Origin of the sequence: Corynebacterium sp. MSK074, from assembly GCF_030229735.1 — a bacterium.
Classification (GTDB): domain Bacteria; phylum Actinomycetota; class Actinomycetes; order Mycobacteriales; family Mycobacteriaceae; genus Corynebacterium.
Map to the genome: position 1 here is coordinate 168254 of NZ_JASPIX010000004.1, position 16072 is coordinate 184325.

A 16072-nucleotide genomic window follows, 5' to 3' on the forward strand; every position below is an offset into this window, starting at 1 on the left:
ACAATGCCACGCAGCCTTAAGAAGGGCCCGTTCGTCGATGAGCACCTCCTCAACAAGGTGGATGCTCAGAACGATGCAGGCACCAAGCAGGTCATCAAGACCTGGTCTCGCCGCTCGACCATTCTCCCCGATTTCATCGGTCACACCTTCGCCGTCCATGACGGCCGCAAGCACGTGCCGGTTTTCATCGAGGACTCCATGGTCGGCCACAAGCTGGGCGAGTTTGCACCAACCAAGACCTTTAAGGGTCACGTCAAGGATGACAAGAAGGGACGTCGATAAGCGATGAGTGAGACCATCACCTCCGCATCCGCCACGGCCCGCTACGTCCGCGTCACCCCGATGAAGGCACGTCGCGTGCTCGATCTGGTCCGCGGCAAGTCCGTAAGCGAAGCCCTGGCTATCCTGAAGTACGCACCGCAGGGTGCCTCCAAGCCAGTTGCTAAGGTCGTTGCTTCTGCAGCCGCTAACGCTGAGAACAACTTCGGCCTCGACCCACGCACCCTGGTCATCTCCGAGGCTTATGCCAACGAGGGTCCGACCATGCGTCGTTTCCAGCCGCGTGCACAGGGTCGTGCATTCATGATTCGTAAGCGCACCAGCCACATCACCGTGGTGGTCGAAAGCCAGCAGGAAGGGGCCAAGTAATGGGCCAGAAGATCCATCCTCACGGCCTACGTTTGGGCATCACTTCCGACTGGAAGACCCACTGGTTCGCCGATAAGGACTACGCGAACTACGTAGCCGAAGACATCAAGATTCGTAACTACCTCAACAAGGGCCTCGAGCGCGCCGGCATCGCCGACGTCGTCATCGAGCGCACCCGCGACCGCGTCCGCGTGGACATTCACACCGCCCGTCCGGGCATCGTGATTGGCCGCCGCGGTGCTGAGGCTGACCGCATCCGCCGCGAGCTGGAAAAGCTCACCGGCAAGATGGTTGCCCTCAACATCCTCGAGGTCAAGCAGGTAGACGCAAACGCAACCCTGGTTGCTCACTCCATCGCGGAGCAGCTGGTTAACCGCGTCGCATTCCGTCGTGCAATGCGCAAGGCTATCCAGTCCGCTATGCGCCAGCCACAGGTTAAGGGCATCAAGATTCTGCTGTCCGGCCGCCTGGGCGGTGCAGAAATGTCCCGCGTTGAGCGCTACCACGAGGGTCGCGTTCCGCTGCACACTCTTCGCGCCGAAATCGACTACGGCACCGCAGAGGCCCACACCACCTTTGGCCGCATCGGCATTAAGGTGTGGATCTACAAGGGTGACGTCGTCGGTGGCGTACGCGAGTCCGAACTGAACGCTCCGGCACAGGGCCGTGGCCGTGACCGCAATGGTCGCTCCCGCCGCGGTGGCCAGCGCCGCCAGCGTGCACAGCAGAAGCAGGAGGGCTAATCCATGCTGATTCCTAAGCGTGTTAAGTACCGCCGTCAGCACCGCCCGAACCGTCGCGGCGTGTCCAAGGGCGGTAACCGCATCAACTTCGGCGATTACGCAATCCAGGCTCTCGAGCCGGCGTACATCACCAACCGTCAGATTGAGGCCGCACGTATTGCCATCAACCGCCACGTCAAGCGTGGTGGCAAGGTGTGGATCAACATCTTCCCGGACCGTCCGTTGACCCAGAAGCCGCTCGGCGTTCGTATGGGTTCCGGTAAGGGCCCGGTCGAGAAGTGGGTGGCTAACGTTAAGCCAGGCCGCGTACTTTTCGAGATGAGCTACCCAACCGAGGCCGTTGCTATTGAGGCTCTGCGCCGTGCAGGCCAGAAGCTTCCTTGCAAGGTCCGCATCATCAAGAAGGAGGACCAGTTCTAATGGCAACCGGTACCCCCGCCCACGAGTTCCGTGAGCTCGACAACGCTGAGCTGCAGTCCCGCCTGAAGGATGCGAAGGAAGAGCTGTTCAACCTCCGCTTCCAGAAGGCCACTGGCCAGCTGACCAACAACCGCCGCATCGGCACGGTTAAGCGCGACATTGCCCGCATCTACACCGTTCTGCGCGAGCGCGAGCTGGGCCTGTCCGTTGCTCCGGGAGCTGAGGCTTAATCATGAGTGAGGCTAACGTGACTGATTCCAAGAAGGCACCTACTCCGAAGAAGGAGAAGGTCAAGGGCGCTCCTAAGGTTCGCACCGGCTACGTAGTATCCGACAAGATGACCAAGACCATCGTTGTCGAGCTGGAAGACCGCAAGCAGCACGCCCTGTACGGCAAGATCATGCGCTCTAACAAGAAGGTTAAGGTGCATGATGAGGAAGAAACCGCAGGCATCGGCGATCTCGTACGCATCGCTGAGACCCGCCCGCTGTCCAAGGACAAGCACTTCCGTCTCGTTGAGATCATCGAGAAGGCTAAGTAAAACCTAGCCAGCAGAAAGCCCCCGCTAACGAACCTAGAGTTCGGAGCGGGGGCCTTCGCCGTTTTAGGACTTTTTTACGGCCGGGCCCTGCCATAAAACCAGTAGGGAACCCACGTGACGTCGGTGGTATCTAGGCCCCATTCATTCACCGCGAGGCCTCGCACGCTTTTTGCTAGCCTCCCCTCGCCGGAAGCCCATACGTACCCTGGCCTCGGCGCACCAGCATAGTCCGCTCTCAGGGCGGCAACGACAGCCTCCGCCTCCTCGTGCGGTTGGGTATGAATAATCCGCAGGCTGCGTACGCTCGCCTCCCATCTAGCTGCGAGGCCTGGTTCTACCTCGTCGTTGCTGGTAACCACGGCCATAACGTCGGTGGCCCGAAGCATTTCCGGGTTATGGTCTTCTTGGTAGGCCAAAATGTGCCGCAGCGCGGGCAGGGCGGATGCGTCGGCGACTAGAAGTTGTGGCTTCTCGGTTGGCCGCCACAGATCGTTGCAGGTGAAGAATCCCGCTGTATCCCCGGCTTGTGCGCGGCGAATCCACCGCGAGCCAGGTCCTGAATCACCGTGTGTCACCACGTCGACATCGACTGTGGCCTCCTCCGAGTGGAGCGCGCGGATGGTGTACCAGCGCAGGTCCGGCCGCCTCTCCTCGTCGATCGCGCTCACAGCCGAGCGGAGGTTTATGCCGTCGACGGGGAAGGGGGTAAATTCTTGTTCAGCTCGGGGCATGACGAGTCCAAAGAATTCATCGGGACCGGAGAGAGTGTATGTCCGGAAAGCCTCGGCGTAGAACGTGAGCCGGTGCAAGCGCGGACGGATCCGTCTATTGGCGGTCAAAGTAACGGGGATGAGTTCGTGCGCAGACATTGGGGCCGATTGTAGAGAAGGGTTCATGTGTCTAGTAAATTACTATTTTAGTTTAGCCTTGCCTAATCGTGCCTATGCGTTATAAGGTAAGCAAGGCTATTTTCCTCCTTTATTGAAAGGCTTAACCTCATGAAGATTTTCGGCCGTCGCACCATGGGCGCAGTAGCAATGTTTTCCGCCGGAGCCTTAGCTTTAGGCGGTTGCTCGCGTGGTGAGGGCGATGAAACAGCTCAGGCGACCGACGCTGTCAGCGAGCAGCGCGTGGCTAGCCTGGGTCTAGGCGATGCCGACACGCTGCTTGCCCTGGGGATCACTCCCGTAACGGTGGCGCCGTGGGGTGCTGAGGGGGATGGTGATCCTTCTGGCGTTGGCCCCTGGGCAGAGGAACTTTTGGGCGAGGCAAAGCCTGAGGTGATTTATAATACCGCAACCGGATTTACGGCGGATACCTTTGAGCAGGTCACCGCGGCTGACCCCACTCAGATCATTGCGGTGAACCAGGCGGTGGATGCACGCACGAAGGGATCCCTGGAAGAAATCGCGCCTACCACCGTCAAGCCAAACGGCTATGAAGACTGGCAGGTGCCCTGGGAAAAGCAGGTAGAAACCATCGCGGATGCGGTGGGTAAAAAAGACGAAGGCGATAAGCTTATCGATGACACCGAAAAGGCCTTCGAGGAATTCCGCCACGAGCACGCGGAATTGCAGGATAAGTCTGCGGCCATCGTCATGCCTTATGACGGCAAAATTGGCCTATACACCGAGGAGGATGGACGTGGACAATTTATCGAGGACCTTGGCATGGAGATCCCCGATGCATTGCAGGGCGATGGTGGCAGCTTCTTCGTCGACATTGCCCCAGAAAACTACGCGAAGCTTAACCAGGTTGATTACCTCTTTGTCCTGGACTACAACGGCTCCTCCGATGTCTTGAAGAAGGATAAGACCTTCCAAGGCCTCGACATTGTCAAGGATGGTCGCGTGCGCTACTTGGATACCGATACCGGCAATGCCATGAGTATGCCCAACCCGGTGACCATCCCCTGGGCAGTAGATAAATTTGAAGAGAAACTGTAATTGTCAACAACCACGATGGACGGCCAACAAATCCAGTCGGATTCCGCAGCAGATAGTCCTACGACCACCGGCACCCCCGCACCGGTAGTGACGCGGGCACAGAGCCATAAGATGCTCCTTGTCGCCTTCATCCTCGCCAGCCTGGTGTTGGCGGTGGTGTCTTTGGCGGTGGGCTCCCGCTCGATTCCGCCCGAGGGGGTTATCGCTGCCCTGCACGGGGCAGGGGAGCAGGATATCCGCGATATCGTGTGGAACCTGCGCATGCCGCGCACCTTCTTGGCTTATTTCGCCGGCGCGGCCCTTGCTGTGGCAGGTGTGCTGGCGCAATCGTGGACCAGAAACCCGCTAGCGGATCCAGGATTTATTGGCGTTACCGCAGGCGCGTCCTTCTTCGTTGCCTTAGGCACGGCCATTGGCATTGCTACCTCCACCAGTATGCGGACCGCCCTCGCGCTCGTTGGCGCGGGTATTACTACGCTGCTGGTCTTAGCCGTATCGCGGCGGTTTGAGGATCCCCTGACGCTCATTCTGGTGGGTGCCGGCGTCTCCGCAGCCTTGGGATCGGGCGCGACGATTATCGGTCTATATTCCACGGACGTCCTCGATAGCATGCGTCGGTGGACTATCGGCTCGACCTTTGGCCGCGGCCCAGAAGATGTCGCGATCGCGGGCATAGGGCTTGTTATTGGTGTAGCGTGTGCGGTGATGGTCGCTAGACCCCTCGACCTTTTGGCCATGGGGGAGGAGTCCTCCCTCGCCTTGGGTGGGTCCCCCACTACCGCGCGGGTAGGCGCGGCGCTCAGCGTCGTGGTGTTGGCCGGCAGCGCAACGGCAGCAACGGGCCCCATTGCCTTCGTCGGTTTTGCCATTCCCCACATCGTGCGGCGGGTGGTGGGCCCTAGCGTTGCCACCTTGCTTTTGCCCTCCGCGCTCTTGGGCGGTTGTGCCGTGCTTGCCGCTGATATCACCGGCCGCCTCATTGCGGGTAACTCGGAGCTGGAGATGTCGATCGTCCTCGCGATAGTGGGCGCACCTTTCCTCATTTGGGGTGCTCACCGCGGCGTGGGCAGAGCATGGGGGCAATAACGCATGACCGCAATCGGCACTATTTTAAAAGCTCAACAACGCCGCCGGCACGTGCGCGTGCTCGCTTCCACGCTGGCATTCATCCTCATCGCTCTTGGCGCGTACCTAGTGTTACTGGGGCAAGGTCCCATGGCATTGAGTCCGCGGCAGGTTATCGATGTCCTCACCGGAGGCGGCAGCAAGAACCACATCAGGGTGGTGTGGGACTTGCGCCTGCCGGTTGCCATCGCCACCGTCATCGTGGGCGCCGCTCTCGGCCTGGCCGGTTCTTGGACGCAAACCATGGCTCGTAACCCGCTGGCCTCCCCGGATATTTTAGGCGTTACCGGCGGGGCGTCGGTGCTGGTGGTCTTGGGCACCGTGCATTCGCGCCCCAGTTTCGCCGAGGGTATCCCGGAGTTTTGGTGGCGGGCATGCTTGGCGATGATCGGCGCCCTCCTCGTTGTCATCCTCCTCGCTGTTCTGGGTGGCATCGGTACGAGCAACCGCATCGTCATCATCGGTATTGCGTTATCGCTGATGTTTAACGCCCTAGTCGCGTATTTAATGCGCAGCGCCCAGATCCTGCGCGCTGCGGAGGCGCAGACTTGGCTCGCGGGATCGACTGGATTTGTACATATGGAGGTCATCCTCCCCCTCCTGGTGGCATTAGCGCCGTTTCTCGCCATCGGCATCTGGTGCGCGCGGGAGCTGCCGCTGCTTGCCCATGATGATTCCTCCGCAACCACCCTGGGCGTGAACATCGCCCGCCAGCGCGCCCTCCTGCTTATTGCGGCAACCGGTATCAGCGCCGTGGTGGTCTCGGTGGTGGGGCCCATTGGGTTTATCGCGCTGTTGGCGCCGCACCTGGCGCGGATGGTGGCGCGCACCCCCACGCCATCGCCGCTGGCATCGGCGGCCGCGGGCGCGGCATTGCTGACCGTGTGCGCCGTCATCGCCGGCGCTATCCCGGTAAATGCACCGGTGGGTGCGGTTTCCTCGGTCATTGGTGGCTGCGCCTTGGTGATATTGGTGTGGAATGCGGCCGGGCGCAGCTAAACGTTGTGCTGCGGTACAGCAGGGGACAGATAAGTACAGCGCTGGATGGTGCTAGACAGTCAGACGTGGATGAAGGAAAAGAAATGACGGATAATCGGCCTAATCAGCCTAAACAGACCACGAGCCCGGAGCCTCGGTGCAGCCTCCACGCCACCGGCATTCATGCGGGATATAAGGATGGCGAGGATATCCTTGCCGGCGTTGATCTGCACGCCCGCGCCGGCGAAGTTACCACGCTCATTGGGCCGAATGGCTGCGGCAAGTCCACGCTGCTGAAAACTCTCTCGAAAATCCTGGCCCCGCGGCAGGGCAGCGTCATGGTCGGGGAAGTTGACCTACACGCCATGTCCGCGAAGGATGCCGCGCAGCAGGTGGCGCTGCTGCCACAGCACCCCGTGGCCCCCGATGGGCTGCGGGTGGGGGAGTTGGTCGCGCGCGGGCGTCATCCCTATCAGGGGAGGATGCGCGGCCTTTCCGCGACGGACCGGGAGATCATTGCGCAGGCCTGCGAGGCTACCGACATTGTGGACTTCCTCGATCGTGATATCGCTTCGCTATCGGGCGGGCAGCGCCAGCGCGTCTGGCTGGCGTTGGCACTGGCACAAGATACGCCCGTGCTGCTTCTCGACGAACCCACGACCTTTCTCGACCCTGCCCATGCCATGCGCATGCTGGAGTTGGCCCGCGCACAGGCGCAGGCGGGAAAGACAGTGGTTGTAGTCCTACACGATCTCATGCTGGCGGGCCACTATTCTGATTCCATGGTGGTGATGAAATCCGGCGATATCATCGCTCGTGGGGCACCGAAACAAGCGCTGTCGCCGAAGGTATTGGCGCAGGCCTATGGCATCGAGGCTGAGGCCTGGGAGGATCCGCTTGGCGATGCCCCCATTATCGTTCCCCGCCGCGTCGTAGCGGCGCATTAGTGAAGACCTGACAATGGTGGCTGTGTGCCAGAGGCTTTACTTGACCTTTCGTTGTACATCTAGAAAGGAAATTGCCACTACAAAAAGATTGAGCACGCTTCCCGCGCCGAGCAAAAAGGTGCCGATTCGATAGGAGCCTGTGCCTACGGCGGCCATATTGCCGTAGATATAGACCCAGATGCCCCAGCCGATGAGCAGAACGAGGCCGGCAAGACCAGAGAGCAGGCGGAGGCTACGAGGGGAGGTAGGGGCGAAGAATTTATAGGCGGCGTCGACAAGCGCGCAGGCAGCAATGCCCAAGCTCAAGCCGCCAGTGAGCCAGACCGGCAGCAGAGCGGAGGTGCCAAAGACCACCGGCAAAATGAACGCGAGAAACGCCAGGACAAAGAGCGCGGCGTGCAGCCACAGAGTGCGCTTGGTGTAGGTCATAGCGAAGCCTCTACTTCCTCGCGGCGCGGGGGATTGGCGCCCTTGCGGGAGACGGTGATGCCGGCGGCAGCCACGGCGAAGGACAAGATGTCTTTCCACTGCGCCGGATCCAGGGCAACAAGGGCGGCGGCGTCGAGCCCGCGTTCATCAATCTGGGTCAGCAGGGCGGCCATGATGGTGTCGCCGGCACCGATGGTATCGGAGACGGTTACTTGCGCGGCCGGCACCGAAAGGGTGGTATCGCCCGCGCGCACGCTAAGCCCCTCCCCGCCGCGGGTAACTATTACAACGGGTACCTGGGAGATGAGGTCGTCGCCCAGGAACTCGACCTCTTCATCAGAAAGCTTCAACAAAGTCACGTAGGGGAGAAGCTCCGTTAAGAACTCGCGGTGCTCCGCAGTGGCATAGAAGGGTCGGATATTCGGGTCGAGGGCGACCAGGGTTCCCTGCGCGGCAAAGTCCTTCAGAAGTTGCGCATAGCGGGAGGCCCCCGGCTCAAGGGCGAGGGAGACCGTGCCGAAGCAGGCGATATCGGCCGGGACCAGCTGTGGCTCGACCAGGCGGTCGGCCGTGCCCTCGATATAGAAGTTATAGGAGGCCGAGCCATCCTCGTGGATGGTCGTCACGGCAAGCGTGGTGGGTTCATCGCCGCGCTGCAGGTGCGTGGTGGTGACACCCTCGGCCTCGAGGCGGCCGACAAGTTCTTGTCCAAAACCATCGGTGGAGATACGGGACTGGAATTCCACATCGGCGCCCAGTCGTGCCGCCGCGATGGCCACGTTAAATGGTCCGCCGCCCAGCGCCGGGGTGTGGTCGTTCAAGCTGCCAGGGGCCACGGGGACTAGGTCCACCAGGCCTTCGCCGCACACATGAATAGTCATATTTTCATAGTATCGGTGATATGAACTACCGTCCCAATTTTCACCTGGCCCCGCCGCAAGGCCGCCTCAATGATCCCAATGGCGTCTTTGTGGATGGCGATACCCTCCACGTGTACTACCAGCACGACCCGGCCTTTCCCCGCAAGCCCAAGCGCACGGGCTGGGGGCATGCGACGGCGAGCGTATCGGCTCCCACGCCGTGGCAGCATCACCCGGATGCTTTGTATCCAGATCTGCCTTATGACAAGGACGGCTGCTACTCGGGCGGCGCGGTGGTGGATGGAACCGACGTCTGGCTGTTCTATACGGGCAACCTGAAGGAGGACGGCCGCCGCATTCCGTCCCAGAACCGCGTGCGGGCCATCGATCCTTCGGGCCCGGAGGGCGGCATCTACCTCCGCGACGAGAATAATCCCCTGATTCCGGACTCCCCGGAGGGCTATACGGGGCACTTCCGCGACCCACAGATCACCCGCGATGGCGACGGCTGGCGGATGGTCATCGGCGCCCAGACCGAAGACGAGCGCGGCACCATTGTGCTGTACCGCTCGCCGGACCTGGCCCAATGGGATCTCCAGGGCGAGATTTCTTTCGACGATCCTTCGCAGCTGCCCAGCGGCTACATGTGGGAGTGCCCCAACCTGCTTACCTTGGGTGATAAGCAGGTCCTCATCTTCTGTCCCCAAGCCGAAACGGACCGGTGCGGTTATATTGTGGGCACGCTCGACGGCCTGAATTTCCATATCGAGCGTGGCTTTACTCTCCTGGATCATGGCACCCAGTTCTATGCGCCCCAAGCCACCGAGGACGGCATTCTATTGGGATGGATGGGTATGCCCGCCCAGGATGACACCCCAACGGAAGGCTGGGTCCATACCTTGACGCTGCCGCGCCGCATCTGGCTGGAGGATAACTACCTGCACCAGGAGCCGCTGTGGTCCGCCTTGCCGGAGACCCACGGGCGCGAAGGCTTTGGCTCCACCATCGACATCAAGGGCGAAGGCTCCTTTGCTCTTATCGACGCCGCCGGGGACGAAGCCTTCCGCGTCACCCAACACGACGGCACCATCGCCTTTAACGGCGGCGATCCCATCGACTGCCCGGATGGAGAGATGCGCTTGATTGCTGATGGCTGCGCCGTTGAGGTCTATGCCGGTGGCGGTCGCATCGCCGCGTCTTTCGCTGTGTTTGGCGAGTCCCCCTGGCAGGGGTGGGAACCGCGCGGGTAGGTGTACCCGGAACCGGTGAAGTTGCCAACACTCCGCCCGAATGTGTGGACTTAGGCCCGAATCCCGGCTGTAATGGAAATAAGTAGTCACGTCCGGCATTCGGATGTGATCCATTACACTGAAGGGCTCTTCTATGGACCACAAGGAAGTAGCCGCCCGTACGCTTAAGGCGCTGGGCGGCGAAGACAACATCATTGCACTCGCGCACTGCGCCACGCGCTTGCGCATGGTGCTGCAAGATTCTGACAAGGTAGACACCGCAGCGCTGGATAATGACCCCGACCTCAAGGGCACCTTTGAGGCCGGCGGCATGTTCCAGGTCATCGTCGGCCCCGGCGACGTCAATATCGTTTTCCAAGAAATGACCAACCTCATTTCTAAGGACGTGGCCGTATCCACCGACCGCCTGAAAGACATCGCCGCTGAGTCCGGCAATTGGTTCAGCCGTGCGGTCAAGATGCTTGCGGATATCTTCGTTCCGCTCATTCCAATTCTGCTTGGCGGCGGTCTGCTCATGGCGCTCAACAACGTCTTGACAGCTGAGGGGCTCTTCGGTGACCAATCCGTCATCCAGATGTTCCCCGCCTGGGAAGGTTTTGCCGGCTTGGTGAACCTGCTTGCCTCTGCACCGTTTGCCTTCCTGCCCATCCTCGTGGGCTTTACCGCGACGAAGCGCTTCGGCGGCAACGAGTTCCTCGGCGCCGGTATGGCCATGGCCATGGTCATGCCCGATTTGGTCAGCGGCTACAGCGTGGCCGAGGCGATCGAAAACGGTGAGATGTCCTACTGGAACATCTTCGGCTTCGACGTCGCTCAGGCCGGCTACCAGGGCTCCATCCTGCCCATCCTGGTGATTTCGTGGATTCTCGCCACCTTAGAGAAATTCCTGCACAAGCACCTCAAGGGCACGGTGGACTTCATGCTCACCCCACTGCTCACCTTGCTGATTACTGGCTTCCTGACCTTCATGGGTTTGGGACCCATCCTGCGCACGGCCGGCGAGTGGCTGGGCATGGGCCTGGCCAATCTCTATGACTTTGCCGGTCCCGTCGCCGGCTTCCTCTTCGGCCTCGTCTACTCGCCGATTGTGATTACCGGCCTGCACCAATCCTTCCCGCCGATTGAGACGATGCTGTGGAACGAGGGCGGCTCCTTCGTCTTCCCGATTGCCTCCATGGCCAATATCGCCCAGGGCGGCGTCGCACTCGCCGTGTACTTCCTGGCCCGCTCCGAAAAGCTCAAGGGCCTGGCCGGCGCTTCGGGTATTTCTGCCCTCTTCGGTATTACCGAGCCCGCCATCTTCGGCGTGAACCTCCGCCTGCGCTGGCCGTTCTATATCGGTATGGCAGCATCTGCTATTTCTTCTGCCTTCATCGCCATCTTTGGCGTGCTTGCCGACGCCCTCGGTGCCGCCGGCTTCATCGGCTTCGTCTCCGTCCCCCGCTTCGTCCCGACTTTCCTGTTGTGCGGCGTTATCTCCTTCGTAGTTGCCTTTGTGGGCGCTTACCTCTACGGACGGGTGCTCATTCGCAAGAATGGCTCCATCGACCCGGATGAGGTCAACCCTCCCGCAGCCGAGGCGCAGGCCGCCGCAGGCACCCCGGCCGCGGTAGCTACCGATGATGCGTGCACCATCTTCTCCCCGCTGGAGGGCACCGCCGTACCGCTGTCTCAGGTCAGCGACCCCATGTTTGCTGGCGGCAAGCTGGGGCAGGGTGTAGCAATCGAGCCGACCGTGGGCAAGCTCGTTGCGCCTGCCGACGGCAAAATCACCGTCACCTTCCCCTCCCATCACGCCTACGCCATCCGTGCCAAGGACCCGGCGGTGGGAAATATCGATATCCTCATGCACATTGGTTTCGATACGGTAAACCTCAAGGGCGAACACTTCACCTCCCACGTCACCAAGGGCGATGAAGTCAAGCGAGGCGATATCCTTGCCGAATTCGATATCGACGCCATCAAGGCCGCCGGCCTTCCGGTAACCACCCCGGTGGTGGTCTCCAACTCCAAGAAGACCGGCCCCGTAATTCCTACCGAGGCCTTCCGCCCCGGCGAGCTCATTGGCTCCGGCACCGATATCTTTACCGTGGACCCCAAGCCCGCCGCAGTACCTGCACAGACAGCCTCGCCGGCTTCCGAAGCCGCGTCCTAGTATGCATCTCTGAAAGCAAACGGTGGGCTCTCGAGCCCATCATCTTAGGGCCATCCCATTAGGTCCATAGTGATCAGGCCGATCTGAGGAAAACCACTCCTCAGATCGGCCTTTCCCGCCTCAATTCAGCCTGATCAGATCGGCCTTTACTCGGATGGGCCCTTGATTCTGCGTGACCGCAGTTTTAGTCAGGCATACAAAAAGCTGTGCCGGCCGGACCGAAGTCCGACCGGCACAGCCAGTCTCAATTCAGTTTCCTACTTGGTAGGAAGGCTCTTGCTTAAGCGAAGAACTTGCGGCGTGCGGCGAATGCGCCAGCAGCAACCATTGCAGCTACGGCCAGAGCAGCCAGAGCCTGTGCAACGGAGTTGGAGCCGGTCTCAGCGGACATACCACGTGCGGCGTCTGCGGACTCGCCAGCTGCCGGGGCAGATGGTGCGGAAGGAGCCTCAGCCTGGGCAGCGTCGCCCTCAGCGAGCTGACCGCCCTGGGCGATAACTTCGTCCTTGTTAGCGTTCAGCATCTGCTCGGAAGCAGCCTTCTCCTCAGCGGTCGGCTGCTGGTTCTTGCGTGCCTCGTCCTTGACGTAGGTCTTGCCATCCTGGGACAGGTACCAGGTGATGCCACCAATCACCAGGGCTGCCGGAAGCGCCAACCATGCGAGCTTCTTCTTGTCGAATTCAGGCTTCGCATCTTCAGAAGGGAATGCCTTTGCGTAAGCATCGCGCATCTCGTCGGTGATCTCTTCATTCACCAGAGCCGGGTCGTTGACGTAGACATTGGGATCCTTCAGGCTCTGGTACCACTCGTTACCTTCGGCGTCCTTCTTGGTTGCAGGATTAGGAATTGCGGAGGTGTCCTGCTGCTCCTTCACGAACTCTTCTGCCTGCTCAGGGGTCAAGCGAACAGGATTGCCTGCGACCGGCTTGGACAGCCAAGAACCGTCTTCCTGCTTGAAGTACTCGACACCATCGACGGTAATCGGATCGGCAGCAACATCATGGCGTTCAATATCGCTGGTGTCCTCTTCGGCTGGGGTGTCTTCGGTGGCGGCATCTTCATCCGCAGACGGGGTAGGCATCTCGGTCAGGGGCTCGTCCACTACCGACTCCGGAATCTGAGCCTGAGCAACAGCTGCGCCACCAAAGGCGAGTGCGCCGGTCAGTACAGCAGCGGTCAGGGTCTGTGGCAAACGCTTCATGTGTTTCTCCTTCGGGAAATTTGGGAAAGCGCAAAGAAATGTCTTTCGCGACGCAAATAACAGTAGTCACATAATTCGCAGTTGTCACGTGGAAATCAGAAGTTAACTGTAATTTTCATGCGTCACAGCTGTTAAAAAATTAGGCTATTAGAATGGCTGTGCGACCTGGTTTGCACTGAGTGGCGTTAAGGTGGGATTTATATGTGCAGAGTGTGTCGACAATTTTAGAGACCGTGCGTGTCGGTGCATTCGAAATAAGGGGCCAAGGGGTAAGCGGGTGTACTGGCGAAAATAAATGTGGAGGTAGGGGGGCGTCGACAAGCGTCGAGCGGCGTTTTGGTAAGGGCGCTGGCGTGTGGTTGAATGTATAGGTTGCAAAAGCTGGTCGGCCCGTAGCGGTGCGTTTCCGAACCGCCGGTCCGAGACCCTTCGGCACAGTCCGTTGTCAAGGCTTGAGCATCGCAAGTTTGTAGACCGCGTGCGGCAAGGACGGAAATCTTACCGCACATCAATCCAGGTCAGGAGACCCATAGTGATTCAGCAAGAATCGCGTCTGCGCGTCGCCGACAACTCTGGTGCACGTGAACTGCTGTGCATCCGCGTTCTCGGCGGCTCTGTCCGACGCTCCGCTGGCATCGGCGACGTCATCGTCGCGACTGTCAAGGACGCTGTCCCAGGTGGCAACGTCAAGGAAGGCGACATTGTAAAGGCAGTTATCGTCCGTGCGAAGAAGGAAACCCGTCGTCCGGACGGCTCCTACATTCGCTTTGACGAGAACGCTGCAGTTGTTCTCAAGGGCGATAGCGAGCCCCGTGGTACCCGTATCTTTGGACCGGTTGCTCGCGAACTTCGTGACAAGCGTTTCATGAAGATCGTTTCTCTCGCACCGGAGGTGATCTAGTCTTATGAAGATCCATAAGGGAGATATGGTGATTGTCATTTCGGGCCCAGATAAGGGCGCGAAGGGCAAGGTCATCGAGGCATACCCAAAGCGTGACAAGGTCCTCGTTGAGGGCGTTAACCGCATTAAGAAGCACGTCGCAAACTCTGCTGCCGAGCGTGGCGCCGAGTCCGGCGGAATCGTTACCCAGGAAGCTCCGATCCACGTGTCCAACGTTGCGATCGTTGACTCCGAAGGCAACCCGACCCGCGTGGGCTACCGTTTCGACGAGAACGGCAAGAAGGTCCGTATCGCGCGTAGCAACGGGAAGGACATCTAAAAATGAGCGAGAACTACACCCCGCGTCTGAAGACTCGCTACCGCGAGGAAATCCGCAAGTCCCTGAATGACGAGTTCAACTACGACAACGTCATGCAGATCCCTGGCGTCACCAAGGTTGTTGTCAACATGGGTGTTGGCGAAGCCGCACGTGACTCCAAGGTCATCAACGGCGCACTCGAGGATCTGACCGCTATTACCGGTCAGAAGCCGCAGCTGCGTCGCGCTAAGAAGTCCATCGCGAACTTCAAGCTCCGCGAGGGCATGCCTATCGGTGCACGCGTTACCCTGCGCGGCGACCGCATGTGGGAGTTCCTTGACCGCCTGCTGACCATCGCGCTGCCACGTATTCGTGACTTCCGCGGCCTGTCTGATCAGCAGTTCGATGGCCACGGCAACTACACCTTCGGCCTGTCCGAGCAGTCCATGTTCTATGAGATTGACATCGACAAGATCGATCGTCCTCGTGGTATGGACATCACCGTCGTTACCACCGCTACTAACGACGACGAGGGCCGCAAGCTCCTGCGCGAGCTTGGCTTCCCGTTCAAGTAAATAGAGCGCTAAGAAATCCCAACTCCCCGGAAGGGGCGTTGGGATTTTCTAGTTTTACCGAGCAGCTTGACTTCAAAGGTGTGCAGGCGCTGGCTTGTGCGGGTGTGGCTTAGGCGCTTTCGGCGTTGGTGTGCGTGGTGCCCTCATACTGCCAGCCGACGACCGCGTTACGCACCGCTGGCTCCAGCGGATTCGCAGGTTGAATGCAACTGATGGTGAGAAGGCGGCCGGGCATGGGGCCTTCGCCCCAAATAGAGGCGTCGTCAGAAAGCCCCTGTTTATCTGGGTCGTGCAAGTCGGTAGCAGTATAGATGAGCCAGTTCTGGCCGGAGTTCTGTGTACGCACGTAGAGCTTGTCCCCCAGATGAACCTTGTGCTCATTCGCGGAACCATCGTAGAGGTTATTGAAAACGCCTGGCACGCCCGCACCGGTATGGCCGGCAATGACCACGATGTCCTGGGACGTCGTGCCCGGCAGAGAATAAGGGCGGTCTTCGGCAGTATAGGTGCAGGCCTTATTCATGGAGTCCGGATTGATGGCACCGTTGACTACGCGGCAGGAGCCGTCTTGAAAATCGGCATGAACCTCAATAGCTGGGATGAAGAGCTCGACTGCAGGTGAAGGGTCGATGGCAGGTGCCTCTTCTGCAGTGACTTCATTGGTCTCTAGACCCTCTGGTGGGTTGACCACCCGGTTAATCGTGCTGGCGAGTAACACCGTGGCAACGATGCCGATAACCACGCGAAGGATGCCGGAGGACTTCCATACCTTTTTGATCCGCTCCCACAGCGTGGGCTTGCGGCGGTGTCGGGGAAGTGAGGTGTCCTCAATGCGGCGCGGTGGGCGGCGGCGCTGTTGTTGGCGGGTGCGCGTTTCGGTCTGGCGCCATTGGCGATCAGCATCTGTGCGGTCGGATCGCGATGGAACGCTGCGGTGCCCGTTAGCGGGAAGCCGATTCGGTTCCCTCCGCGGCCGGTAGTGGGAATCCATGCGACCTCCGAAGAGAAAATACGGGTAATAGGAAAGTTCTAGCTTACAACGTAGTGTTATGCAT

At 60.1% G+C, this 16072-nt stretch carries 20 protein-coding genes; 15 read left to right on the forward strand and 5 right to left on the reverse strand.

The features are described 5' to 3' along the window. Window positions 1-3: 3 nt before the first annotated feature. From rpsS to rpsQ, 6 genes are read left to right on the forward strand one after another with little or no spacing between them, the layout of a single operon-like run. Window positions 4-282 (forward strand): 30S ribosomal protein S19, encoded by a 279-nt coding sequence (gene rpsS / locus QP965_RS05815; RefSeq protein ID WP_005276936.1) that lies wholly within the window; start codon window positions 4-6, stop codon window positions 280-282. Between the two features lie 3 nt (window positions 283-285). Continuing rightward, window positions 286-648, forward strand: coding sequence for a 50S ribosomal protein L22 (rplV, locus tag QP965_RS05820; RefSeq protein WP_005276938.1), 363 nt, complete (start codon window positions 286-288; stop codon window positions 646-648). Beyond that, window positions 648-1391 carry a 30S ribosomal protein S3 gene (gene rpsC, locus QP965_RS05825; protein ID WP_023027807.1) on the forward strand — a complete coding sequence of 248 codons (744 nt, stop codon included), beginning with the start codon at window positions 648-650 and terminating at the stop codon, window positions 1389-1391. The genes rplV and rpsC overlap by 1 nt, the downstream gene beginning before the upstream one ends. A 3-nt stretch (window positions 1392-1394) precedes the next feature. Next, the gene (gene rplP / locus QP965_RS05830) at window positions 1395-1811 is read left to right on the forward strand and encodes a 50S ribosomal protein L16 (protein ID WP_005322843.1); all 417 of its coding nucleotides are present in this window, start codon (window positions 1395-1397) and stop codon (window positions 1809-1811) included. Beyond that, on the forward strand, window positions 1811-2041 hold the full coding sequence (gene rpmC / locus QP965_RS05835) for a 50S ribosomal protein L29 (protein ID WP_005322842.1): 231 nt from the start codon (window positions 1811-1813) through the stop codon (window positions 2039-2041). Before rplP ends, rpmC begins: the two co-directional genes overlap by 1 nt. 2 nt (window positions 2042-2043) lie before the next feature. Further along, window positions 2044-2352, forward strand: coding sequence for a 30S ribosomal protein S17 (gene rpsQ, locus QP965_RS05840; protein ID WP_049378865.1), 309 nt, complete (start codon window positions 2044-2046; stop codon window positions 2350-2352). A 74-nt stretch (window positions 2353-2426) separates the two neighbouring features. On the opposite strand, the gene QP965_RS05845 is transcribed toward rpsQ, so the two are convergent. Beyond that, window positions 2427-3221, reverse strand: coding sequence for a siderophore-interacting protein (locus QP965_RS05845; RefSeq protein WP_284766021.1), 795 nt, complete (start codon window positions 3219-3221; stop codon window positions 2427-2429). Between the two features lie 129 nt (window positions 3222-3350). Here QP965_RS05845 and QP965_RS05850 point away from each other — a divergent pair, with 129 nt between their 5' ends. The 4 genes from QP965_RS05850 (at window position 3351) to QP965_RS05865 (ending at window position 7348) form a co-directional block, all read left to right on the forward strand. Next, a complete protein-coding gene (locus QP965_RS05850; RefSeq protein WP_284844371.1) occupies window positions 3351-4298 on the forward strand; it encodes an ABC transporter substrate-binding protein in 948 nt (315 codons plus the stop codon). Beyond that, complete coding sequence (locus QP965_RS05855) at window positions 4299-5384, forward strand: FecCD family ABC transporter permease (RefSeq protein ID WP_284844372.1); 1086 nt, start codon at window positions 4299-4301, stop codon at window positions 5382-5384. Window positions 5385-5387: 3 nt separating this feature from the next. After that, on the forward strand, window positions 5388-6422 hold the full coding sequence (locus QP965_RS05860) for a FecCD family ABC transporter permease (RefSeq protein WP_284844373.1): 1035 nt from the start codon (window positions 5388-5390) through the stop codon (window positions 6420-6422). An 83-nt stretch (window positions 6423-6505) separates the two neighbouring features. After that, the gene (locus QP965_RS05865) at window positions 6506-7348 is read left to right on the forward strand and encodes an ABC transporter ATP-binding protein (RefSeq protein ID WP_284844399.1); all 843 of its coding nucleotides are present in this window, start codon (window positions 6506-6508) and stop codon (window positions 7346-7348) included. Window positions 7349-7384: 36 nt separating this feature from the next. Here the strand turns inward: QP965_RS05865 and QP965_RS05870 are convergent, their stop codons facing one another. Continuing rightward, on the reverse strand, window positions 7385-7777 hold the full coding sequence (locus QP965_RS05870; RefSeq protein ID WP_239278119.1) for a multidrug transporter: 393 nt from the start codon (window positions 7775-7777) through the stop codon (window positions 7385-7387). Next, the gene (locus QP965_RS05875; RefSeq protein WP_239278118.1) at window positions 7774-8658 is read right to left on the reverse strand and encodes a carbohydrate kinase family protein; all 885 of its coding nucleotides are present in this window, start codon (window positions 8656-8658) and stop codon (window positions 7774-7776) included. Before QP965_RS05875 ends, QP965_RS05870 begins: the two co-directional genes overlap by 4 nt. 20 nt (window positions 8659-8678) lie before the next feature. On the opposite strand from QP965_RS05875, the gene QP965_RS05880 reads away from it, so the two are divergent. Both QP965_RS05880 and QP965_RS05885 read left to right on the forward strand, forming a co-directional pair. Beyond that, window positions 8679-9887 carry a glycoside hydrolase family 32 protein gene (locus tag QP965_RS05880; RefSeq protein WP_239278117.1) on the forward strand — a complete coding sequence of 403 codons (1209 nt, stop codon included), beginning with the start codon at window positions 8679-8681 and terminating at the stop codon, window positions 9885-9887. A gap of 133 nt (window positions 9888-10020) precedes the next feature. Beyond that, on the forward strand, window positions 10021-12042 hold the full coding sequence (locus QP965_RS05885) for a sucrose-specific PTS transporter subunit IIBC (RefSeq protein ID WP_284844374.1): 2022 nt from the start codon (window positions 10021-10023) through the stop codon (window positions 12040-12042). Window positions 12043-12322: 280 nt separating this feature from the next. Here the strand turns inward: QP965_RS05885 and QP965_RS05890 are convergent, their stop codons facing one another. Next, window positions 12323-13243 (reverse strand): hypothetical protein, encoded by a 921-nt coding sequence (locus QP965_RS05890; protein ID WP_284844375.1) that lies wholly within the window; start codon window positions 13241-13243, stop codon window positions 12323-12325. A 532-nt stretch (window positions 13244-13775) separates the two neighbouring features. Here QP965_RS05890 and rplN point away from each other — a divergent pair. Genes rplN through rplE form a run of 3 tightly spaced genes read left to right on the forward strand, consistent with a single transcriptional unit; the run spans window position 13776 to window position 15017 of the window. Continuing rightward, the gene (gene rplN / locus QP965_RS05895) at window positions 13776-14144 is read left to right on the forward strand and encodes a 50S ribosomal protein L14 (protein WP_049378875.1); all 369 of its coding nucleotides are present in this window, start codon (window positions 13776-13778) and stop codon (window positions 14142-14144) included. A 4-nt stretch (window positions 14145-14148) separates the two neighbouring features. Beyond that, window positions 14149-14463, forward strand: coding sequence for a 50S ribosomal protein L24 (gene rplX / locus QP965_RS05900; RefSeq protein WP_023027809.1), 315 nt, complete (start codon window positions 14149-14151; stop codon window positions 14461-14463). 2 nt (window positions 14464-14465) lie between these two features. Beyond that, window positions 14466-15017: a 50S ribosomal protein L5 gene (gene rplE, locus QP965_RS05905; protein ID WP_200436216.1), complete on the forward strand. Its 552-nt coding sequence runs from the start codon at window positions 14466-14468 to the stop codon at window positions 15015-15017. A 109-nt stretch (window positions 15018-15126) separates the two neighbouring features. Here rplE and QP965_RS05910 read toward each other — a convergent pair whose 3' ends face one another. Next, window positions 15127-16008, reverse strand: a complete 882-nt coding sequence (locus QP965_RS05910; protein WP_284844376.1) for a hypothetical protein — start codon at window positions 16006-16008, stop codon at window positions 15127-15129. Window positions 16009-16072: the final 64 nt, after the last annotated feature.